The 21,172-nt window shown below is 72.8% G+C and carries 20 protein-coding genes and 1 tRNA gene; 13 read left to right on the top strand and 8 right to left on the bottom strand.

The features are described 5' to 3' along the window. Positions 1-45: 45 nt before the first annotated feature. The 3 genes from G447_RS0101745 to G447_RS0101735 form a co-directional block, all read right to left on the bottom strand. Positions 46-119 (bottom strand) — tRNA-Pro (locus G447_RS0101745). 74 nt (positions 120-193) lie between these two features. Then, positions 194-1,144, bottom strand: coding sequence for a metallophosphoesterase (locus G447_RS10860; protein WP_424141087.1), 951 nt, complete (start codon positions 1,142-1,144; stop codon positions 194-196). A gap of 32 nt (positions 1,145-1,176) precedes the next feature. Continuing rightward, positions 1,177-3,201, bottom strand: coding sequence for a transglycosylase domain-containing protein (locus G447_RS0101735; RefSeq protein WP_026429805.1), 2,025 nt, complete (start codon positions 3,199-3,201; stop codon positions 1,177-1,179). 170 nt (positions 3,202-3,371) lie between these two features. Between G447_RS0101735 and G447_RS0101730 the strand changes: the two genes are divergently transcribed. Further along, positions 3,372-3,722 carry a WhiB family transcriptional regulator gene (locus G447_RS0101730; protein ID WP_005871969.1) on the top strand — a complete coding sequence of 117 codons (351 nt, stop codon included), beginning with the start codon at positions 3,372-3,374 and terminating at the stop codon, positions 3,720-3,722. Between the two features lie 4 nt (positions 3,723-3,726). Beyond that, complete coding sequence (gene sp36 / locus G447_RS12205) at positions 3,727-3,888, top strand: Sp36 family protein (RefSeq protein WP_005871962.1); 162 nt, start codon at positions 3,727-3,729, stop codon at positions 3,886-3,888. 77 nt (positions 3,889-3,965) lie between these two features. Here sp36 and G447_RS0101720 read toward each other — a convergent pair whose 3' ends face one another. The 4 genes from G447_RS0101720 to G447_RS0101705 all read right to left on the bottom strand — a co-directional run bounded on the left by G447_RS0101720 (position 3,966) and on the right by G447_RS0101705 (position 9,932). Then, complete coding sequence (locus G447_RS0101720; protein ID WP_005871971.1) at positions 3,966-4,649, bottom strand: Crp/Fnr family transcriptional regulator; 684 nt, start codon at positions 4,647-4,649, stop codon at positions 3,966-3,968. Positions 4,650-4,816: 167 nt separating this feature from the next. After that, a complete protein-coding gene (locus G447_RS0101715; RefSeq protein ID WP_005871957.1) occupies positions 4,817-5,740 on the bottom strand; it encodes an alpha/beta fold hydrolase in 924 nt (307 codons plus the stop codon). Continuing rightward, the gene (locus G447_RS12200; protein WP_051226186.1) at positions 5,737-8,952 is read right to left on the bottom strand and encodes a hypothetical protein; all 3,216 of its coding nucleotides are present in this window, start codon (positions 8,950-8,952) and stop codon (positions 5,737-5,739) included. Before G447_RS12200 ends, G447_RS0101715 begins: the two co-directional genes overlap by 4 nt. 53 nt (positions 8,953-9,005) lie before the next feature. Then, entirely contained in the window at positions 9,006-9,932 is a 927-nt protein-coding gene (locus tag G447_RS0101705; RefSeq protein ID WP_026429804.1) for a hypothetical protein, read from the bottom strand. 23 nt (positions 9,933-9,955) lie between these two features. Here G447_RS0101705 and G447_RS0101700 point away from each other — a divergent pair, with 23 nt between their 5' ends. The 8 genes from G447_RS0101700 to G447_RS0101660 all read left to right on the top strand — a co-directional run bounded on the left by G447_RS0101700 (position 9,956) and on the right by G447_RS0101660 (position 18,058). After that, complete coding sequence (locus tag G447_RS0101700) at positions 9,956-10,786, top strand: hypothetical protein (RefSeq protein ID WP_243442278.1); 831 nt, start codon at positions 9,956-9,958, stop codon at positions 10,784-10,786. 301 nt (positions 10,787-11,087) lie between these two features. Beyond that, positions 11,088-11,969: a hypothetical protein gene (locus tag G447_RS0101695; protein WP_026429802.1), complete on the top strand. Its 882-nt coding sequence runs from the start codon at positions 11,088-11,090 to the stop codon at positions 11,967-11,969. Beyond that, positions 11,953-13,245: a TadA family conjugal transfer-associated ATPase gene (locus G447_RS10850; protein ID WP_081697826.1), complete on the top strand. Its 1,293-nt coding sequence runs from the start codon at positions 11,953-11,955 to the stop codon at positions 13,243-13,245. The genes G447_RS0101695 and G447_RS10850 overlap by 17 nt, the downstream gene beginning before the upstream one ends. Further along, the gene (locus G447_RS10845) at positions 13,242-14,504 is read left to right on the top strand and encodes a type II secretion system F family protein (RefSeq protein ID WP_131295648.1); all 1,263 of its coding nucleotides are present in this window, start codon (positions 13,242-13,244) and stop codon (positions 14,502-14,504) included. Before G447_RS10850 ends, G447_RS10845 begins: the two co-directional genes overlap by 4 nt. Positions 14,505-14,549: 45 nt before the next feature. Beyond that, positions 14,550-15,341 carry a class I SAM-dependent methyltransferase gene (locus G447_RS0101675; RefSeq protein WP_026429801.1) on the top strand — a complete coding sequence of 264 codons (792 nt, stop codon included), beginning with the start codon at positions 14,550-14,552 and terminating at the stop codon, positions 15,339-15,341. A 62-nt stretch (positions 15,342-15,403) separates the two neighbouring features. Next, the gene (locus G447_RS0101670) at positions 15,404-16,444 is read left to right on the top strand and encodes an SPFH domain-containing protein (RefSeq protein ID WP_026429800.1); all 1,041 of its coding nucleotides are present in this window, start codon (positions 15,404-15,406) and stop codon (positions 16,442-16,444) included. Positions 16,445-16,447: 3 nt separating this feature from the next. Further along, positions 16,448-16,654 (top strand): type II toxin-antitoxin system antitoxin, encoded by a 207-nt coding sequence (locus G447_RS0101665; RefSeq protein ID WP_026429799.1) that lies wholly within the window; start codon positions 16,448-16,450, stop codon positions 16,652-16,654. Between the two features lie 444 nt (positions 16,655-17,098). Beyond that, complete coding sequence (locus tag G447_RS0101660) at positions 17,099-18,058, top strand: NADP-dependent oxidoreductase (protein ID WP_026429798.1); 960 nt, start codon at positions 17,099-17,101, stop codon at positions 18,056-18,058. 139 nt (positions 18,059-18,197) lie between these two features. Here the strand turns inward: G447_RS0101660 and G447_RS0101655 are convergent, their stop codons facing one another. Beyond that, positions 18,198-19,379 (bottom strand): ROK family protein, encoded by a 1,182-nt coding sequence (locus G447_RS0101655; RefSeq protein ID WP_026429797.1) that lies wholly within the window; start codon positions 19,377-19,379, stop codon positions 18,198-18,200. A 195-nt stretch (positions 19,380-19,574) separates the two neighbouring features. Between G447_RS0101655 and G447_RS0101650 the strand changes: the two genes are divergently transcribed. The 3 genes from G447_RS0101650 (at position 19,575) to G447_RS0101640 (ending at position 21,141) form a co-directional block, all read left to right on the top strand. Beyond that, the gene (locus G447_RS0101650; protein WP_243442277.1) at positions 19,575-20,216 is read left to right on the top strand and encodes an HAD-IA family hydrolase; all 642 of its coding nucleotides are present in this window, start codon (positions 19,575-19,577) and stop codon (positions 20,214-20,216) included. A gap of 4 nt (positions 20,217-20,220) precedes the next feature. Next, on the top strand, positions 20,221-20,640 hold the full coding sequence (locus G447_RS0101645) for a hypothetical protein (protein WP_026429795.1): 420 nt from the start codon (positions 20,221-20,223) through the stop codon (positions 20,638-20,640). A 252-nt stretch (positions 20,641-20,892) separates the two neighbouring features. Further along, positions 20,893-21,141 carry a DUF4244 domain-containing protein gene (locus G447_RS0101640; RefSeq protein ID WP_005872276.1) on the top strand — a complete coding sequence of 83 codons (249 nt, stop codon included), beginning with the start codon at positions 20,893-20,895 and terminating at the stop codon, positions 21,139-21,141. The last annotated feature ends 31 nt before the right edge of the window (positions 21,142-21,172 follow it).

Here is a 21,172-nt window from a genome sequence, read left to right as displayed (position 1 = left end):
ACGACGGAGCCGCCGGGCCATACGGCCCGGCGGCTCCCGCACGAGTCGGGGTGGCGGGATTTGAACCCACGGCCTCTTCGTCCCGAACGAAGCGCGCTACCAAGCTGCGCCACACCCCGTGCGACCGCATAAGTATAACGGCCCTGGTCGCTCTACGCCAAAACCAGCGGACCGGGCGGTGCTGCCCGATCGGTCACAGGCACGCGCCCAGTGCGGGGAAGACGTGCAGCAGTGAGATCTCCGGCCTCGTTGCAACGCGGATCCGCGCGTAGCGCGACGTGCCCAGTCCTGCGCTCACGTGCAGCCACGAGGCGCGGCCATGGGAGTGCCACTGGGACAGGCCCTTCGCGTAGCGGCGCGGTATGTCGCAATTCGTGATCAGGGCGCCGAAACCGGGTAGGCCGATCTGGCCGCCGTGGGTGTGCCCCGCCACGATGAGGTCCGCCCCCCGCCTCGTGAGCGCGGAGACGACGCGCGTGTAGGGGGAGTGGGTGGCTCCGAGGCGCAGGACGCCCTCGTGCTCCCACGACGGGCCGGGATCGACGTAGCGGTCCCGGTGGATGTGCGCGTCGTCAGTGCCCAGCAGGGACAGCGCGCCCACCCCGGGGACCTCCAGGTCCCCGGCCCTGTTCGACAGATCCACCCAGCCCGCGTCCGTCATCATGCGCGTCATCGGCGTCCACGGCAGGTCGGGGACGACGCGGGGGTGGGGGGCCTTCGAGCGCGTCAGGTAGCGGCCCCAGTTCTTGCGCACAGGGGAGTAGTAGTCGTTGGATCCGAGCACGAAGAAGCCCGGGTGGTCCAGGAAGGGGGCGTAGGCCTCGCGCACCAGCTCCGCCCCGTCGGCGCCGCCGAAGTTGTCGCCCGTGGAGGCGACCACGTCGAAGCGCTCCGCGGCGGCGACACGGCGCAGGAAGTCCACGAGGAACTCCTGCCCGGGGAAGAGGTGGAGATCGGAGATCTGCAGGATCGTCACCTCGGGGACGGGCCTGGCCACGGGCACCTCGAAGCGGCGGACGACGGGCAGGCGCCTCTCCACGCCGCCCCACGCGAGGGCGGCGGCTCCCGGTGCCGCGACCGCGCCCACGGCTACCGCGGCGGCGCGCGCGGCCCCGGCGGCCGCCCTGGCCGGGGGCGCGGCCACCCGGGGCGCGGTCGGCTCCGCTAACGGCCCGCTCAACGCGGGGTGCCCGCCAGTGCCTGGGACATGTAGGGCGCCCAGATGTTCTGGCCCACGAATGTCTCGCCGAAGATCTGGTGGTAGAAGCGCCCGTTGATCGTGGTGTCCCACACCGGTGCCGAGGAGTTCTCGCCGTGGCCCACCCACGCGGAGGTGACCAGCGAGGAAGTGAAGCCCGTCAGCCACGTGTTCGAGCTGTAGTCCGTGGTTCCCGACTTCGCGGCGTAGGGCCGCCCGTCGGCGAGCTTCGTCGACGTGTAGTACTGCCCCGCCGAGGCCGTGAGCAGCGACGCCGTCTTGTTCGCGATATCGGGCTCCAGGACGCTCTTGCAGGTGGGCTCGTACTGCTTGAGCACGTTCTCGTCGCGGTCGGACACGGAGGCGATCGACTGGGGCGAGCACTGGGTGCCGCTGTTCGCGATGGCCCCGAACGCGGAGGCGACCTGCAGGGGCGAGGCCGAGGAGGAGCCGAGGATGTTCGCCGGGTAGGCGGTGGGGACCTCGCCGTCCTCAGTGATCCCCAGGTCGTAGGCGTTCTGGAAGATCTTGCAGAAGTCGACGCGGCTGGCCATGTTCACGAACGCCTGGTTCACCGACAGGCCGGTGGCGCGCACGACGTTCATGGTGCCCGTCTTGCCCGCGAGGTCCTGGACGGGGTAGGTGTCGGTGTAGATGGGCGAGCCGTTGCACCTGAAGGCGTTGGAGCCGTAGGTCGTATTGTTCGACCCGACGGTCTCATTGGCGGTGTGCCCCTCCTTGAACCACTCGATGAGGGTGAAGACCTTGAACGTCGACCCGACCTGGAACTTGCCGTCGGAGGCGTAGTTCGACATGGTCTCCCCCGCGCCCACGCCGTAGGTGGTGTTCTGCGCCATGGCGACGATCTTGCCAGTCTTGGGGTCCAGGGACACGAGCGCGTCGTTGACTCCGGACGCGTCGCCGACTGGGATCGCCCCCGTGAGCGCGGAGTAGGCCGCGTCCTGGTTGGCGGGCTCCAAAGTGGTCCTGATGGTGATGCCGGAGGTCTTGAGCATGTGCTCGCGGTCGGCGCGGGTCTCGCCGAAGGTGGGGTCCTCCAGGAACTGGGAGAGCACGTAGTCGCAGAAGTAGGCGCGCGAGTCGTCGGCGCCCGAGCAGCCCTCCGGGGTGACCGTCGGGTGGAGCATGTCCGCCAGGGGCGTGGCGATGCCCTTGTCGTACTCCTCCTGTGTGATGACGCCCTGGTTGAGCATGACCGACAGGATGACGTCGCGGCGGTCCTGGGCTGCTTCGGGGTGGCTCAGCGGGTCGTACTGGACGGGGGACTGGACCAGGCCGGCCAGCAGCGAGGCCTCGAGGTAGTTGATCTCGGAGGCGGACTTGGAGAAGTACCTGAGGGAAGCGGCTTCGACGCCGTAGGTGATGGGCCCGAAGGGGGCGATGTTGAGGTAGCCGGTGAGGACCTCGTCCTTCGTCATGATCTTCTCGATGGCGAGGGCGTACTTGGCCTCGCGGAGCTTGCGCTCCGTGGTCTGCTCGGTCGCCGCCGCCACCTGGTCGACGTCGCCCTCGAGGTAGCCGCGCTCGGCCAGGGCGTTGCGGACGAACTGCTGGGTGATGGTCGAGGCGCCCTGGGTCCCCGACTCGCCCAGGTTCGACACGAGCGCGCGGAGCATGCCCGTGGGGTCGACGCCGTGGTGGTTGTAGAAGCGCTTGTCCTCGATCGCGACGATCGCCTTCTTCATGACGTCGGCGATGTTGGCCGAGGGCACGACGATGCGCTGCTTGTCGTAGAAGCGCGCGATGACGCCGCCGGACGCGTCGAGGAGCTGGGACTCCTCGGCGGGCTCGACGACCTGGATGTCGCTGGGGATGTCGTTGAAGACCGTGGGAGCGGACTTCGTCACGATCGCGAGGGGGCCGACGACGGGGACCAGTATGCCGGCTCCGACGACGCCCATGAGCGCGGAGACGCTCACGAAGGTGAGCAGGAGTCCGAACAACTGCGTGGGCCTGACGGCGCGGGGGTTCGAATGCGACATGCTCCAAGGATACGTGCCCTGCGGTTGTGGTGGGGGAGAAGGTGACGGGTCGCCCTTTTTCGGCCCTGCTCCGGGGCCGTGCGCGATGTGAACGTTCACATTTGCAGAGGCCCTCGCTTGTGCGTAGTATCACAGGTACGGCTCGGCGTCGAGCGACCTGGAGATGAACGATGAGCACGCACGATGATGACCACAGCTGGGTATCGCGCGCCCTGTGCGCGGGTTACGAGCCCGACGCGCTCTTCGTCCAGGGCGCCTCGCAGCGGCAGGTCCGCCAGCGCTGCCTCATGTGCGAGGTGCGGATCGAGTGCCTCGCGGACGCGCTGCAGTCGGGGGCCAACTACGGGGTGTGGGGCGGACTGACCGAGCGGGAGCGCCGGGCGATGCTGCGCCACTACCCGGATGTCGATGACTGGCTCGACTGGTTGCGCCACTCCGACGACCCCCTGGCCGGGGAGATCAGGCTGCCCAAGGTGCCCAAAGTGCTCGTGATGGTGCGCGGGGAGTCCGCTGTAGGATGATCCCATGACTAAATGGGAGTACTCGACGATTCCGCTGCTCACGCACGCGACGAAGGCAATACTCGACCAGTGGGGCGCGGACGGGTGGGAGCTCGTCCAGGTCGTTCCCGGTCCGACGGGCTCCGACTCGCTGGTCGCCTACCTCAAGCGCCCCGTCCAGGAGTGAGCGCCGAGGGGCCGGGGATGCGCATCCCCGGCCCCTCCGCTGCGGTTGTGGCGCCCTGATCGCTCCGCCCGGGCGCTTCAGCGCGCGCGCCTGGCGAGGCGGTCGACGTCGAGCAGAGTCACGGCCCGTCCCTCGAGGCGGATCCAGCCCCGGGAGACGAAGTCGGCCAGCGACTTGTTCACGGTCTCGCGCGAGGCGCCGACCAGCTGGGCGAGCTCCTCCTGCGTGAGGTCGTGGGGGACGTGCACGCCCTTGTCGGTGGACGTCCCGAAGCGGTCGGCCAGGTCCAGCAGTGCCTTGGCGACGCGGCCGGGCACGTCGGAGAAGACCAGATCCGACAGGGACTCGTTGGTGCGGCGCAGGCGCTGGGCGAGTGCGCGGAGCATGTGCTTGGCCAGCGTCGGGTTCGTGTCGAGGACGTGCATGAGGTCCTCGTGCTCCAGGAACAGCAGCGAGGCCGGCGACACCGCGGTCGCGGTCGTGGACCGGGGCCCCGGGTCGAAGAGGGTGAGCTCGCCGATGATCTCGCCGGGGCCGAGCACCGCCAGCAGGGACTCGCGTCCGTCGTTGGAAGTGTGTCCGAGTTTCACTTTGCCCTCGGTCACGATGTACAGGCGGTCGCCGAGGTCGCCCTCGTCGAAGAGGGTTTCGCCGCGACGCAGGGTGGTGTGGCCCATTTTCTGTTGGAGCGACACCTGCTGAGCGTCGTCAAGGCCGCCGAAGAGCGGGACCTGGCTGATGAAGTTTCCGTCACCGATCATCTCGGAGGATCTCCGTTCTGCTCATGCCCGGCGGTTGTCGGGCCCGATTGGGGATTCACGCGACATCCCCGTGCGTAATATCGATCACTCAGAGGTACCGCGTATCACACCATTATGCCCCATCGAACAGAGATCACGAAGTTTATCCGCCGTTTTTTGTGAGGTGTCTAATCACGGTCCGATGTGTCCGCGAGGTCGTCGAGATGGGCGGTGAGGGCCCGCGCGACCTGTGAGGGCGCCTCCTCGGGTAGGAAGTGCCCCGACTCGCGGATGACCACGCAGGAGTGGGGGGCGTCGACGAAAGTCGTGTCGTGCGCGTGGTCGATGGGGGACCACGCCCCGTCGTCGCCGCCCTGGATCGACAGAACTGGAACGGCGATGGTGGTGGAGCGCAGGATCCGCCGGGCCTCGCGCGACGGGTGGCGCGCAGCGCGCAGCGCCCTCAGCGCCGTGTGGGGGGCGAAGGGGCGGGCCAGGGCAGCGCGGAACGGTCCGGACTGGGAGTCGAGGCGCTCGCGCGAGGACGGGGACGCCCACGACCGGTAGACGGCGTCGAGCATCCGCCCGTCGCGCAGCGCCCGGGTGCGCCCGGTGGGCAGGGCGAGCCTGCCCTGCAGGAGGCGCCCGCCCGACCAGGGGGCGTGTCCGATGACGGGCTGGACCCCCAGTGGGTGGGGCGCGCCCAGTGCGATGAGGGAGCGCAGCTCGGAGGGGGCCAGGGCGCCGATCATCCAGGCGATCGCCCCGCCGACCCCCGCTCCCGCGACGCTGAACGACGAGATGCCCAGGGCGCGTACCACGCCGATCACGTCCTGTGCGAGTTGGACCAGGTCGGAGGCACCGCGCGACAGGTCGGAGGTGCCGCATCCTCGGATGTCCATCGCGACGACGCGCCGCCCGGTGCCGGCGAGCGGGGGGATGATGTCCCTCCAACTCCACCAGTGCTCCGGGAAAGCGTGCAGGAGCACGAGCGCGTAATCCATCGCCGTGCCGGCGTCGGCGACGTGGAACGAGGCGCCGCCCGCCGTGATGTGGCGGTGGGTCCAGGGGCCGGGCAGTTCGATGGCTGCGGCGCCCCCGGCGGCTCTCATCGTTTCCCCTCCGCCCGGTGGGCGCGCCGGCGCTCCCGGGAGGTGAAGTGCGCCCCCGACGGGTTGACCCTCTCGACCTCGGCGCGCCGTGCCTCCTCCGCGCGTCCGATGCGCCTGGTCGTGTGGGACACGTAACCCAGGCCGATCAGGACGACGCCGATGAGCAGCAAGCGGCCCGAGTAGCCCGACGCCTGCAGGTGGTGCTGCAGGTTCGCCCCGACCGCCCCGGAGGACTGGAGGGCGCTCATCACCGGGAACATGGCGGTCGCGGTGAGCCCGGGCACCAGTACCCACGGCAGGCCGATCAGGGTGAACAGCCCGCCCACCGCCCAAGCGCCCAGCGACGACTGCCGGGCGGAGGCGATGAGGAGGACGGAGAAGGCCAGGGCGCCCAGTAGCTCGCCGAGCGCGAGGAACGACGCCGTGCCCGTCACCATGGGCGCGTTGTCCGCCAGAGTCATGCGCGCCCCGGCGTCGGCGGCCAGGAACCAGGCCAGCGGAACCCCGATGGCGAAAGCGACCAGCCCCACCCAGTGGGCGCGGGAGCGGTTGGGGAGCTCCGCCTTGACGGTCGTGCCCTCGAAGATGGCGTCGTCCAGGGAAGCGGCGCGCGGGGACTCCTCGAACTCCTCCGCCTCCTCCTCAGCTTTCTCGGGGGTGGGGGCGGGGGGCTCCTCCTCGTCGGAGGACAGCAGCGAGCGGCGGGTGGGCGCGATGACGCCCGTCTCGTCGATGTCGGGCTCGGCGCGGACTGGCTCGGACTCGACCTCCTCGGGCGAGTGCCAATAGGTCCGGGTCATCTCGTCGTTCCACGAGGAGGACTGCCCGCCCGGGGACCCGGCTACCGGCAGCGGGCTGCTGGGCCAGGACGAGTGTGCGGAGCGGGAGTCGTCGGCCCCGGCGCCGCCACGGAAATCCGTGTCCTCGGCCGTGCCGGTCGCGTCATCCGCCTGTGCGGAGTCCTCGTCGGACCGGGCGCCCGGGTAGGCGGCACCTGCGGAGTACGCGGTGGGGTAGCGGATCTCGTCGGAGTACGCGGCCGTGGGGTACGCCGACTTCTCCTCGCTCACGGCGGGTTCCTCGGCGGCGGGCTCCGGAGCGGGCCGGGGCGCGGGGGCGGGCTGGTCCCATCCGAGGCGCGCGCGCCGGGACTTGCGGGTCTCCAGGGGCGGGCGGCGGGCGGTCGAGGGCGGCTCCTCCGCAGGCGCGGCGGGCTCGTCAGCGGGCGCGGCGGGGAACCGCAGTGCGGAAGCGGACTCCGGACGGGGCACGGACGGTTCTGTCGCGACTGCCTCTGGGGGCTCCTCGTCAGCGGGCGCGGGGGCGGGCCGGTCCCATCCGAGGCGCGCGCGCCTCGACATACGGGTGGCGGGGGGCGTCGGGGGCTTGTTCCGTCCGGCGCCCCCGGGGGCGCGCGGGGACTCGGCATCCGCGTCCGGCGCAGCGGTCGCGGAGGACTCTTCGCTGTCTTTGGCGGGGGCCTCGCTGACCCCGCGCCGACGGGACCGCCGGGGCGCGCCCGGCGGGAGGACCGACCACGGGGAGGGCGAGGCAGAGGGGGCGTCCTCCGCAGCGGACGGCGGCTCCTCCCTGTGCTCGTCCTTGGGCTTTTCCGCGGACTTGGGCCCCTCCGGCAGGGGCGGGGCCGGGGGCTCCTCAGCGCGTTCGCCGGCGCGTTCCGATTCTGGGGCGCTCGGCGCCCCATCACTATCCGCCCGGGGCGGCTCCGCCGGCCCCGTGCCGACGGGAGGTTCCGGGACTTCCGGTTGCTCCGGCAGGGGCGGGGCCGGGGGCTCCTCAGCGCGGTCGCCGGCGCGTTCCCCGGCGGCGTGTTCCGCTTCCTCGGGGGCGGGGGGCTCCTGGGCGGCGCGGGAGGAGAACAGCCAGGAGCGCCGCTTGGGGCGCTGCGCCCCTGCGTGCTCCTCGGGCAGTGGGATGCCGTGCCGGGCGCGCCCGTGCGGCGAGGGCGCTTCGTCGGCCCCCTCGGAAGCCGCAGGGGGCTGGGCCGCTGGCGCCGGTGCTCGGTCGGCTCCCGCGGAGGGCTCTGTAGTGGGCGCGGGGGAATCGGCCCCCTCGGGAGCCGCAGGGGGCTGGGCCGCAGACCTGGGCGGTTCCGGCGGCTCCCCGTCCGCAGACGGAGCAGGCGCGGGGGGTTGGGGCGCTGGTGCGGGCGCATCGTCGACCCTCCGGGGGGCCGCAGGGGGCTCGGTGGCGGGTGCGGAGGAGTCGGGCGTCCCCTTCGGGGCGTTGCCCGCCCCGTCGTGGTCGGATCCTCCTGTGGCGGGCGCGGGTGGCGCGTCCTCCGGCTCCGCACCGCCAGCGCCCTTCACGGTCCCGGGGGCTTCCGCCGCGCCCGTGTCCTTTCCGGCGTCCCGTCCCTTCCCGGCCTCCGCTGCGGAGCGGGGGACCAACGGGTGGTCCGAGATGATCGTGTCCTGCGTGGAGCGCGTGTCCGAGGGGGAGGGCGGGGGGAAGGCGGCGTCCGCCGGATCCGGCGCATCGGCGTTGGGGGCGGGCTCGGGGGAGGGAGCCGACTCCGCCTTCGGGGCGGGCGCGGATCCCGAGGGCGCCTCGGGCGCCGGGGTCGGTGCGGGGCCCTCGTCCACGCCGTCGGGGGAAGCGTCGGGCGCGCCGGGTCCAGGAGAGTGCGCGGAACCGGGCTCCTTGGAGGGGCCGTCGGAGGGAACAGGCCCCCCAAGGCCGGAGGAGTCCCCGCTCCTCCCCTCCGCCCCGGCGCCCTTTACTGTGCCCTCCGGGGCCTCCTTCTGCTCCTGGGCCGCCTCCGAAGCGGCCCCCGCCTCTAAAGCAGAGGCGGCCGACGGATCCCGCCCGGAAACGCCGGAGTCCCGCGGGCCCGCATCCGGCTCGCTGTCCGCCCCGGCGCCGGGAGCCGGGACCACCGGGATCTCGGACGCCGAGGGAACGGGGGCGACAGGGATCTCACCAGTGGAGATCCTGTCCTCGATCTTCGGTTGGAGGGGCCCCACATTGGGGTTCGAGGAGCGCCGGGCGCCGACGGACACGGCCTCGATCTCGCCGGTGACCACCGGGACGCTCGACAGCCCGACTATGTCGGCGGCGTCGCCGTATTCCGCGCCGGGCAGCTCGATCTCCTCGCCCGTCAGCGCGTGGTCGCGCCCGCGGTCCACCGCCCAGTCATCGGGGCGCGGGTGCTGGGACGCCTCGGCGTCGGGGGACTCGTTTTCGGACATGGGACTCCTCCTCTTCACGCACACGATAACGGACGCGCTCCCACAAGGTTACTTCAGGACCCGGCAGGCCCTTGATCGTCCCCCTCCGTCGCGGCGGACAACGCCCGCAGCGCTTTCGTCCGCGACCACAAGGTCCCCAACGACGTCGTCGCCACCGTCAGGCCGAGCGCCGTCAGCACGGGGGACGCCACAAGCAGCTGGGTGATCGGCGACTTGCCGGGAACCACCACATTCCCCGTCAAAGACGCCCACACGGGGACCACCAGGTACGAGGGCAGCACCAGCACGGCCCAAGCGCCCAGCTGCGTTCCTGTGATCGACCACCGGGCGCTCAGCGCCATCGCGGCCAGCGCCCCAGCCCCCGCCAGCGCCATGGCCGGATGGTACTCGTAGGAGGAAACGAGGCCGATCAGGCCCTCGTGCGCCACGCCCACGGAGTTGTTCGGCGCGATGTACACGTACACGGCGAATACGACGGCGGCGGCGGGCAGGGCGACGGAGGCCCCGAAAGCGCTCCGGTGGGTGCGGGCGAGCGGCATCCGTGTCGTCTCCCCCGCCCGCACCCGCACGGACTTCACGGTCACGGCGCTGGCGGCCAGGATCGCCGCCATCGCCACCGGGTACATGCTCCACGACATCGCTGCCAGCATGTCGTGGGGGCGGATCGGGGACTTCATGAGCATCGGCACCTGCAGGTAGCCCGCCATCTGCGCCGTGCCGATCACCAGCGACCACCCGAAGGCCACGAACATCCCGGCGGACGAGTCGTCGCAGTTCATCGCGATCAGGGCGAACAGCGTCGAGGCCAGTGCCAGCCCGATGAGGCCCTCCACCGACGCCAAGGGCTGTCCCGCGGCCGTCAGCGACTGCACATCCGCCATCGACGACCCCATGAACACCAGGGCGATGGGGGCGAAGACGAACGCGAAGACCCCGCTGCGCAGGCGCGCGGAGTCGAGGTAGTGCTTCAAAGTCGGCATGCCCCTAGTGTAGGGGCGTGACTATGGAAACCCCGGCCGGCCCGGCCCCCGCCACGGTCCGCGCCGCAGCCTCGCGCCCCGGGGTCCGCGCGGCCTTCGACCGCGCCCACCAGGCCCTCGGGGACCTGCGCTTCGCCGAGGGCCTGCGCAGGGGCTGGCAGGAGGCGCGCGCCGAGGCCGCCGTCAGGGAGGCCGCCGCCCTGGCCGTCCTCGAGGGCGCGCGCGTCACAGTCGACGACCTGCGGACCCACTCCATGCGGGACACCGGGGGCGCCGACTTCGATCCCGCGACCGCGCTCGCTGTGGGGATATGGCGCTCCCAGTGGAACATGGCGTTCCGCTTCGAGCCCCTCAACCAGCGCCGCGCGGGGGCGGGGCGCGCGCCCATGCCCTTGCCGGCGCTCGTGGCCTCCCTGCACCGCGACGCCTGCTCGGCGCTCGTGGCATCGGGCCGACTGCCGGCCGGGCGGGTCGCGATCCCCGCCTCCCCGGCCGTGCTGGCCGCCGCCATGGCGCGCACCCGTATCGACGCCCCTGCCATCGCCCGCGCCGGGGCGGTCATCGCACACTTCAGGCAGTGCGAGGTCTTCTCACCCGCTTCCGTTGCGGTCGGTGCCGGTCTGGCCCGTTGGATACTCGTCTCGAGCGGGGTGGATCCGACGGGGGCCGCCGTGGTCTCGGCTGCCGACGCGCTGGACCCAGTCGGTGCCGCCCGCGCGCTCGCGGGCTGGGCGTCCGGCGACGAGGCGGGGGCCGGCGAGTGGCTGGTCCACGTCGCCCAGTGCGTGGAGTACGGGGCGCGGATCGGGCGCGACATCGCCGTCCACGTGCAGGCGCGGACCCTGGGGGACTAGGCCGGGGTGCTGGCGCTCTTGCCGCGCCCAGCGCCCGGGTACGCACACAAGGACCCCGATTTACGCAACACGAGTCGCACACAAGGGCGGGATCAAGCCCTTGTGTGCGGTGCCGTGTTTCCTAATTCCGTCCCTTGTGTGCGACATGGGGAAGCGCAAGGCCGCGCAGAGCCAGCTGAGGGAACCGCCGCCGTGATCCGGCTGGTGCCGGTATCCACAGGCCGCCGGGCACCCGGGGCCGTGTCCACAGGGCGGGGCCCGCCAGTGGCGGGATCAGGTCCGCCGGGAGTGTGCTTGGGGCATGGACACGCCGCAGAAACCCACAGTCGCCATGGTCGGCCTCACTGAACGGGAGAGGGAGAGCGCCGCAGCCGTCGCCTCCCTGGCGGGAGTGGGGGTCGTCCCCGAGGGGGCGGCGCCCGACCTCGTCATCGCAGGGGAGGGCGCCCCCCGGGCGCCGGGCTCCCCCGTTCCCCGCGTCAGCGTGGGCCCCCGCGGGCAACTGCGCCTTCCCAAGGACGAGGCGGTCCTCATGCGGGTCCTCGTCTCCCTCGCCCTGCGGCGCGCATCCAGGGGGCTGCGCCTCCTCGTCGCGGGGTGGCACGGCGGTGTGGGCACCACGGCCCTGTGCCGCGCTCTGGCCTTCTCCGCCTCGTGCCCCCTCATCGACGCCTCCGGGCATGCGCCCGGGGTCCTGCGCCCCTCCGACGGGCGCGCGCCCGGCGTCCGGTGGGCGGACCTGGACGCTGCGGAGACCACCTTCCTGCCGGCCCTCGCCTCGCAGTTGCCGTCCATCCGCTCGTCCCCGGTGCTCGCCGGGGACCGGCGGGGGTGCGCGGACGCAGCCGACCCCAGGCTCGGCCCGGTGCTCTCCGCCCTCGAGGGGGCGGGAGCGGCGCGGGCCGTCGTTGACTGCGGGCGCTGGGACGCCAGGGCGCTCCGGGCGGCGCAGGGAGTCGGGGACGCGCTCGTCCTCGTCGGCTGGGGGGACGCCGCCTCCGCACTCGCCCTCGCGCTCGACCTGCGCCGAACACCCGTGCCCATCCCGGCGCTCACCCTCCACAGGCGGGCGCGCCCGGACCCCGGGCTGCGCGAGGAGGCCCCCGGCCCCTGCGCCCGCTACGCCAGGGCCGGGCGCGTGTGGCGCCTTGTGGAGAGGACCCTCGATGTGGCCGCTCGGTGAGAGGAGGGCGCGGCGTCGCGCCGACGGGGTGGGAGGCGCCGGGGGAGCGCGGAACGCCGCGGGGGTGAGGAGCAGCGGGGGAACACGGACCGCCGAGGATGTGCGGCGCGCCGGGGACGAGCGGAGCCCCGAGGGGCCGGGGCCCGAGTCCGCCCTCAGGGCGCTCGCCGCGGGCGAGGACCTGCCGGAATCCGTGAGCCGGGGGGTGCGCCCCGGGGCCGGGTCCGACGAGATCGCCCGGTGCCTGGCGGGCCTGCGAGCCACCAGTGGCGGCCTGGGGCCCGCCCTGGCGCCCCTCGTCGCCGATCCGCGCGTCACCGATGTCCTGGTCAACGGCACCCAGGTGTGGGTGGACCGGGGAAAGGGACTCGTGCGCGCCGGAGCCGATGTCGGGGGCGGCGACGACGTGCGCCGCCTCGCGATCAGGATGGCCGCGGCGTGCGGGAAGCGCCTCGACGACGCGAGCCCGATCGTGGACGGCACTCTGGAAGGCGGAGTGCGGCTGCACGCCGTGCTCGCGCCCGTGTCCGCCTCGGGCACGCTCATCTCCCTCAGGGCGGCGCGGGGGCGCAACCTCTCCGTCGACGCGCTCGCGCGCTGCGGGACGCTGGCGCCCCGGGTCGCCTCCCTGTTGCGGGCGCTGGTGCGGGCGCGCGCCAATGTGCTCATCTCGGGGCAGACGGGCAGCGGGAAGACGACGCTGCTCGCAGCCGTCCTGGCGCTGGTTCCCCCCGACGAGCGCATCGTGTGCATCGAGGAGACAACGGAACTGCGCCCCGATCATCCCCACTGCGTGAACCTGGCCGAGCGGCGCCCCAATGTGGAGGGGGCGGGCGGGGTGACCCTGGCCGAGCTGGTGCGCGCCGCGATGCGCATGCGCCCCGACCGCCTCGTCCTGGGCGAGTGCAGGGGCGGGGAGGTCCGCGATGTCCTCACCGCCCTCAACACGGGCCACGACGGCGGCTGGGCCACTGTCCACGCCAACGGCGTGCGGGACGTGCCCGCGCGGCTCCTCGCACTGGGGTCGCTGGCCGGGATGGGCGAGAGCGCCGTCGCCGCGCAGACCGTTGCCGCCTTCGACGCCTTCGTCCACTTGCGCAGGCACTCGGGCGCGGCCCCGGGCTCCCCGGGGCGCTGGGTGTCCGAGGTGGGGGTCCCCGTGCGGAACGGCTCTGGGCTCCACGCCGACCTCGCCCTCGCGGTGGACCAGGGGGGCGGCGTCGAGGAAGGGCCCGCGTGGCCGCTCCTGGCCCAGCGGTGCCGGGTGCCGTCATGAGCGCGCACGACCTCGTCGCGGGCCTCCTGCGCGCGGGACAGGGAGCCGGGGCACTCCCCGTGCCCGGGGCGCCGACCGTGTTGGCCGTGCCCGCCGTTCCCGCTGGGCGCCTGTGCGCGGCGCTCCTCGTGGCGGTCGCGCTGCTCGTGGGGCTGGGGGCAGCCCGGCGGGCGCGGTGGCGCAGGATCTCGCGCTCGTGGCTCGAGGGGGGAGCGGCGCCGCGGGCCCGTCCGGAGCGCCCGCGGCGCTGGGAGCCGGCCGACTTGTCCCTGCTGGTCAGCGAGGTCGCGGCCCGCTTGGAGGCGGGTGCGCCCGCCGAAGGGGCCTGGTCGGAGTCGTGGCGGCGCGCAGGCCCGGGCCAGTGGGACGGGATGGACGACGAAGGGGTCCCCCTGCCGCTCGCGCGCCTGGCCGCTCCTCGCCCCTGGTACCGCGCCGGGGGAGCGCGGCCCGCTTTGGAGGCGCTGCTGCGGGGGGCGGTGGCGCGCCGCATGGGGACTGCGGCCTCGTCCGTGTGCGCTGCGTGCCGTTTCACGCACCGTCTCGGCGCACCGCTCGCCCGCGTCCTCACGGTCATCGCGGACGGGGTGGACGACGCGGAGGACATTGAGGAGGCCAGGCGGATCGCCTCGGCCGGGCCGCGCGCCTCGGCCCGCACCCTCACCGCGCTGCCAGCGGTGGGGATCGTCGTCGCGTGGGCCCTGGGCGCCGATCCGTGGGGGACGCTCACCGGTGGGGGAGCGGGGAGCGTGTGCGGGGTGGTCGGCCTGCTGTTCCTCGTGGCGGGGCACGCGGTCTCGGCGCGGCTGCTCGCCCGCCTGCGCTCCCGCGACGGGGCCGTCGATGAGGCAATGGCGTGCGACCTGGTCCTGGCGGGCTTGCGCTGCGGGGCGTCGATACCGCAGGTCCTGGCTGCGCTGGGGGGCGCTGTGGGCAGTGACGGCCTGGTGCGGATCAGCCGCGAACTGCGTCTTGGCGTGGGGTGGGCGGCCGCATGGGATCCGACGCCGCCCGGCACGGAGTTGCTGCGGGAGGGGCTGGAGGCGGCGTGGCTCCAGGGCGTTTCGCCCGAGGCCCAGTTGCGGCGCGCGGCCGCCCAGACCAGGCGCCACCGGATCGCGGACGCGAAGAAGGCCGCGGAGGAGCTGGGGATCTCCCTGGTGGCGCCCCTGGGGGCCCTGCTGCTGCCGGCGTTCGTGCTGCTCGGGCTGGTGCCGATCGTGATCCACATGTTCGCGGGGATCCTCGGGAGTGTGTGAACGCCCCCTGGTCCTGCCCGGTGCCGGCCGATTAGGGTCGGTCCCATGGAAGGACTGCTTGGCCGATGGGACTCGACCCATCGCTCGACCCGTATGCGCGGCTGGGATTTCTCCGTCCTGGAGGGCGCGATGGTGTGCGGGGAACCGGACTGGGACTTCGAGGCGGAGTGCCGTGGCGCGCTGGTGGCGCTGGCCGACGCGGGCGGCGGCACCGTGCTCGACATGGGCACGGGCGGGGGCGAGCGCCTGGCCCTCCTCCTGGGCTCCCTCGACGCCGGGCGCCGCAGCCGCCTCGACATCGTGGCCACCGAGGGGTGGGAGCGCAATGTGCCGGTGGCCCGTGAGCGGCTGGAGCCCCGGGGGGTGCGCGTCGAGGAGCACGACCCCGAGCGCGGCGCCCCCTTGCCCTTCCCCGACGGCGGCGTGCGACTGGTCATGAACTGCCACGAAGCGCTCGATGCCCGTGACGTGGCCCGCGTCCTGGCTCCCGGCGGGCTCTTCGTCTCCGAGCAGGTCGACGGCACCGATGCTCCCGAGGTCCACGACTGGTTCGGCACCCGGCCGGCCTACCCGGATGTGCGCCCGGCGGTGATGGCGGACGCCCTGCGCGGGGCGGGGCTGGTCGTGGAGGAGACCGCGCAGTGGTCGGGGCCCATGGACTTCGCCGACGTGGACGCCCTCGTCGCCTATTGGGCCCTGGTCCCCTGGGACGTTCCGGAGGACTTCACAGTGCCCGGTTACGCCGACGTGCTCGAGCGCGTCCACCGCGAGTCCGGTGGCGGGCCGGTGCGGCTGACGGCCCGCCGCTTCCGCGTCCGGGCCCGCCGTCCGATGTGACGGCGGAGGGCTTGCGCACGCCCTCAAAAATAGATATCATTTTGCTACCAAAGGAGGTAGTCATGTCCACACAGCACCCGCAGCCGTCCCAATCCGAGTCCTCCGGAGGGCCCTCGCGATCCGCCCGGCACGCCACCGAGGAGGAATCGCCGGGCCGCGTCCCGAACGCCCCCGGTTCGCCGTCCCCCCGCGTCGATATCGAGGAGGAAGCCGCCCGCTCAGTCGGGTCGGGCGCCGCCTTCCTGGTGGCCTTCCTGCTCCTGCTGCTCCTCGCCGGAGCCGTGGCCGTGCTGGTGCTCGCAGCCATGGACGCGAGCGCCGACCCCGACCACGTCCACGCGGGGGCGGTGGCGCGGATCGTCGCCGGGGCGCTCGGCATCGCCGCGGTCGTCGTGGTGGCCACGGGCTTCGACATCGTCGTCCCCGGCCAGACCAGCGTCCGCCAGTTCTTCGGCCGCTACATCGGCACCGTGCGCCGCACGGGCCTCGTGTTCGTCCCCCCGCTCACGAACGGCACGAAGGTCTCCATCAAGGTCCACAACTTCGAGACCACTGAGCTCAAAGTCAACGACTTGGACGGCAACCCCGTCAATATCGCCGCCATCGTCGTGTGGCAGGTGGCCGACACCGCCCGCGCGGTCTTCGCCGTCGAGGCCTACGAGGAGTTCATCAGGGTCCAGGCCGAGTCCGCGTTGCGGCACGTCGCCACCATCCACCCCTACGACGAGTCCGGCCCCGGTAAGACGTCCCTGCGGGGCGGCACGGACCTCGTCTCCGCGGAGCTGGCGGCCGAAGTCGCTGAGCGGGTCGCGCTGGCGGGCCTGGAGGTCGTCGAGGTGCGCATCTCCTCGCTGGCCTACGCCCCCGAGATCGCCCAGGCGATGCTCCAGCGCCAGCAGGCCGGGGCCGTCATCGCCGCCCGCGAGCAGATCGTCGAGGGCGCTGTGACCATGGTGGACCAGGCCCTCAAGCGCCTGGAGGCCGACGACATCGTCACCATGGACGAGGAGCGCCGCGCCCAGATGGTCTCCAACCTGCTGGTGGTGCTCTGCTCCGACCAGCGCACCCAGCCCGTCGTCAACACCGGCTCCCTGTACGCCTGAGCCGTGGCGGGCAAGGAACGCAAACAAGTCCTGCTCCGGTTGGATCCTGCCGTCCACGCGGCGATCGCCAAGTGGGCGGCGGACGAGCTGCGCTCGGTGAACGCGCAGATCGAAGTGATCCTGCGCCGGGCGCTCGACGAGGCCGGGCGCGGTGTCAGGGCCGCTCCCCTGCGCGGAAGAGGGCGTCCGCGCAAGGACGGGGAACGCTGATGGGCGCCTCGGCAGCCCCGTCCCTGCCCCCCGCACGGGGGGCAGGGACGGGCCGCGCCGTCGGCATGCCTCGGGCGCAAGTGTGGGCGCGCGTTGTCGACACCGCGAGGGGGTTGTCGACACCGCGAGGGGGTTATAACGCGCGTCGGTGTCGACAACGCGCGTCGGCGTCCAATGGTGGTAGTGACGTAGCCATTGTGGGCGTAACCGCCACCGGCGCCAGGTCGAGCCCGATCCCCGCCCGGCACACTCAAGAGGCGCGCCCTAGTAGGGTGGGCTATTGGCCGCACTCCTGCGGGCGGTGCGGCTGCGGTGCGGCCGCCCGGCCGCGCTGGGCCCGGGAGCGCTCGACTGCGCCGGCCCTCCGATCGCCTGGGACGCACCAGGACGGGGGCTCTGCGCCCGCCTCGCGCACCGGGCCGAGGAAACCCAGAGGAGTTGCACATGAGCACGATGAGAGCCGTTCGCTTCGACGAGTACGGGGGCACCCCGGTCCTCGAGGTCCGGGAGGTCCCCAGCCCCCCGCCGCAGCCGGGGCAGGTGCGCGTCAAGGTTGCCTACGCCGGGATCAACCCCGGGGAGGCTGTGATCCGAGAGGGGCTCATGAAGGAGTACTTTCCCGCGCGCTTCCCGGGCGAGGGCCAGGGGAGCGACTTCAGCGGCGTCGTCGTCGAGGCGGGGTCCGGTGTCACCGGGGTCCACGTCGGGCAGAGCGTCATCGGGATGAGCGATGAGCGCAGTGCGCAAGCCGAGTTCGTCACAATCGACCAGGAGCGCGTCGTCCCCCTGCCTGACGGTGTCGATCCCGCCGTCGGAGCGTGCTTGTATGTGGCCGGGACCACAGCGTGGGCGCTGGTCGAGGCCATCCAGCCCCGACAGGGCGAGGTTGTTGCGGTGTCCGCCGCGGCCGGCGGCGTCGGCTTCCTGCTGTCCCAGCTGCTGCGCCGGGCGGGTGCTCGGGTGGTCGGGATCGCGAGCGACGCGAGCGCCCAGGCGCTGGAAGGGATCGGCGCCACCCAGGTGGCCTACGGCGATGGACTGCTCGAGCGTCTGCGCGCCGCCGCCCGCGGCGGCCTCTCGGCCTTCGCCGACTGCTTCGGGGGTGGCTATGTGGAGGCCGCCATCGATTGCGGCGTGCCGACGGAGAGGATCAAGACGATCATCGACATCGCGGCGGCCCGGCGCTTCGGGGTCCAGATGGTCGTCATGGCCGGGGTCGCCGACCCGGGCAAGGTTGTGGGGGAGCTCGCGGACCTGGTCGCCGCCGGTGAGCTCCGGGTGCCCATCCGCGCGCGCTACCCCTTGGACCAGGTGCGCGCCGCGTACGAGGACCTGGCCACGAGGCACGGAGTGGGGAAGATCGTCCTGAGCGTCGGCGGGGAGCCGGCGGGCGCGGTGCTGTGAGGGCCTGATCGGCTGCCGCTCGGGCGGGGGATGGGCCGGGGCCACGGGGTCCACGGGCGGATCCGTCTGCCCAGGGGCTCACAGCCCACCGGCTCCTCCCCCGTGTCCCGCGACGGCGGATCCGTCTGCCCGGGGCCGCTCAGGCCGAGGGGCTGTGGCCGAGGGCCCTGTCAGAGGCCCATTCCGCGAGTCCCAGTGGGCTCGCGACCTCGTCGAGGGCGATCTCGACGGCTCCCATGAGCGCTCCGTCGTCCCCGAGTCCGCTGGCGGCGATACGCGGCCTGTCGTCGCGCAGGCAGCGCATGAGCCCCTTCGCCAGCGAGTCTTCGAAGGCCGCGCGCGAATGGGTGAGAAGGGCCGGCGCGATCCCGCCGAGCGTGACGATGTCGGGGTCGGTGGTGTTGATCAGTCCGGCCAGGCCGCGGCCGAGGCTCGCGGCTGCTGCGGCGACCGCGGTGCGGTGGGCCGGATCCTGCCGCGCGATGGCCGCCTCGACGGCCGACGAGTCGTCACTGGTCCTGAGCCGTTCGGCCAGGGGCTTGGTGCCCAGAACGGTGTCCCAGCACCCGCGCGCTCCGCAGTCGCACACCGCCTCGGGATCCCCGAACGGCAGGTGCCCGACTTCCATGGCCAGGCCTGTTGCCCCCAGCACGGGCGCCCCCTCCAGCACGAGGCCGCCGCCGACCCCGGCGAGCACCGCGAGGTGGAGGGCGGCGCGGGACCCCCGGGAGGTTCCGCGCCGTGATTCCGCCAGGGCGGCGCACGTGGCGTCGTTGGAGACGTGGAGGGTGGTCCGCGGCATTCTGAGGGGGGTGAGGTCCACGCGCTTCCAGTCCAGGACTGAGGACTGGACCACGGCGCCGTCGCGGACGGTGGCCGCCGCGGTGACCGACACGGCCCTCACGCGGCCCGCTCGGGCCTTCGTCTCCGTGGCAATGGCGCGGCGGATGGGGGGCAGCACATCAGCGGGGCCGCGTCCGTTGTGGGGGGCTCGGGCCACGTGGTTCAGGCGCCCGTCGATCCCCGCGCCCGCCAATCGCCAGCCCGTGGCTGTGATCTCGACGGCGAGCACGAGCGGCCCCCGGGGGTGGGGTGCGAGCGCCGATGTGGGGCGCCCCCGTCCGTGGGGGACTGGTGCCGCTTCGGTGAGAATGGCGGATGCGCGCATCCTGGTGATGAGGTCGGTGGCTGTGCCGGTGGAGATCCCGAGTTCTCTGGCGACCTGCGCGCGGGTGATGCCGGGGGTTCGGCGCGCGAGGGAGCAGACGTCGGCCGCCAGGGCCCAGCGGAGCCGGTCTGCGGTGCTGTGTCGTCGGGCCATGCGTTCGTTCCTCGTCCCCTTGTCCCCGGGCTGATCCTTCTATATTGCCTCGAATTTGGCGTCCTCGCGCCAGTCCGGGTTCCTGGTTCCCGTTCTGCCCCGTGCGCCAGTCCGGGCGCCGCACGAGCGCGCCAGGAGGAACGCTTGGCTCTTCCTCCCCTTGTAATTTAATCGATTAACGAGTTTAATGGGTGTGTGATCCCGAATGTGAATGAGCTCGCCCGGTGCAGGGCTGTGCTCCTCGATATGGATGGCACTCTTGTGGACTCCGCGCTCGCAGTGGAGTCCGCTTGGGCCGCGTGGTCCCAGCGCAACGGGCTCAACCCCGAAGAGGTCCTGGCGGTGTGCCACGGACCGGACGCGGCAACCACGATACGGCGCTTCCTGCCGGGAATCGGGCCGTCCGAGCTCGCCCGCCACGTCGAGGCCCACCTGGAACGCGAATGCGCCGACACCGACGACGTGCGCCCCGCTGCGGGCGCTCAGGAGCTGGTCGCCTGGCTGGATGGGCAACAGGTGCCCTGGGCGGTCGTCACCAACGCGCACCTGCGCTTGGCGCGCGCACGGTTGGGCGCGGCCGGGATCGAGGCCCCAGTCATCGTGTCTTTCGAGGACGTCGTCCACGGCAAACCGCATCCGCAGGGGTACCTGTTGGGAGCCCGGCGCCTCGGGGTCGAGCCGCACAGCGCTGTCGGAGTGGAGGACTCCGACCCTGGTCTGGCGGCAGCGCGAGCCGCGGGACTGGTCGTGGCATCGGTGGGCGGCGCCCGGTCCGCGGACATCGTGTGCGAGGACCTGCGCCAATTGCTCCGACTCCTCGCCCTGTCGAGGGGGTGAGCCCATGAGGCTCGCGAACGTTGGCGCCGTTGTGATCGAGTCCATTGATCCGGCGGCGAGGACGGTGGCCGACGGCGGTCTCGGCCTCATAGCGGCACTGGACCTGCGTGCGATCCCGTGGAGGGTCCTGCCGCACCGGTTCACGGCGCACGAAATCCGCAGGGAAGCGCGCGGGCTCAATGTCGCGGCGCGGCGCTGCCTCGTGATCGTCCATACGGCTGAAGGCGCGGAGGCCGCAATGGGAATGGGTGCGATCGTGGCTCCGGTGCCACCGGATAGTGGTCTCGGGGGGTTCCTCGATGAGGTGAGAATCGGGCTTCCGCCGCCACCGGAAGCGGAGAGCGCATCGGCGAGGCTCATTCGGTGGTTCCGTTCCACGGGGCTGCGGATTACAGGGGCCGTGGCCCACCAGTGGTGGGCATGATTCCGCGACCGCGGTCGTAAGCGCTTCCACGGAGCGCGGGTCGGCCCGGGGGCGGTGATCGGTGCGCGAGACCGTGCGCGGCGGCAGTCCGCTGCTTGGCGCGTCATCCACAGCGGCGCGCCCTGCCCGGCCCTCGTCCACAAGCTGCGGCGGCCGAGGTGCCAGCGCGACTGCAGCCCGTCCATGCTGAGAAGCCCGGGGAACCCCGGGGCTCGCAGTCCCGGCGCAGCCGGGCGATGGAAGGACACAGCCATGCCAATCCGCAACCGAATAGAACGCAGCCTCATCCAAGCCAGGAGCCGCCTCGCCGAAACGGCGTCCCGCCTGGTCCGCCCCCAACCGGGCGACACCGATGGCGAGGAGGGGGCGACCACCGTCGAGTACGCCATCGGCACCATCGCCGCGGCGGGGTTCGCCGGGCTCCTCATCCTCATCCTCAAATCCGACACCGTGCGCTCCGCGCTCGAGGGCCTCATCCAAGAGGCCCTCGCCACCCGGTGACGCCACCGGCCCCGGGCGGCGCCGAGCCCCC

The sequence above is a fragment of the Schaalia georgiae DSM 6843 genome (genome assembly GCF_000429245.1).
Taxonomy (GTDB): domain Bacteria; phylum Actinomycetota; class Actinomycetes; order Actinomycetales; family Actinomycetaceae; genus Pauljensenia; species Pauljensenia georgiae.
This window is presented reverse-complemented; position numbering and strand designations above follow the sequence as displayed.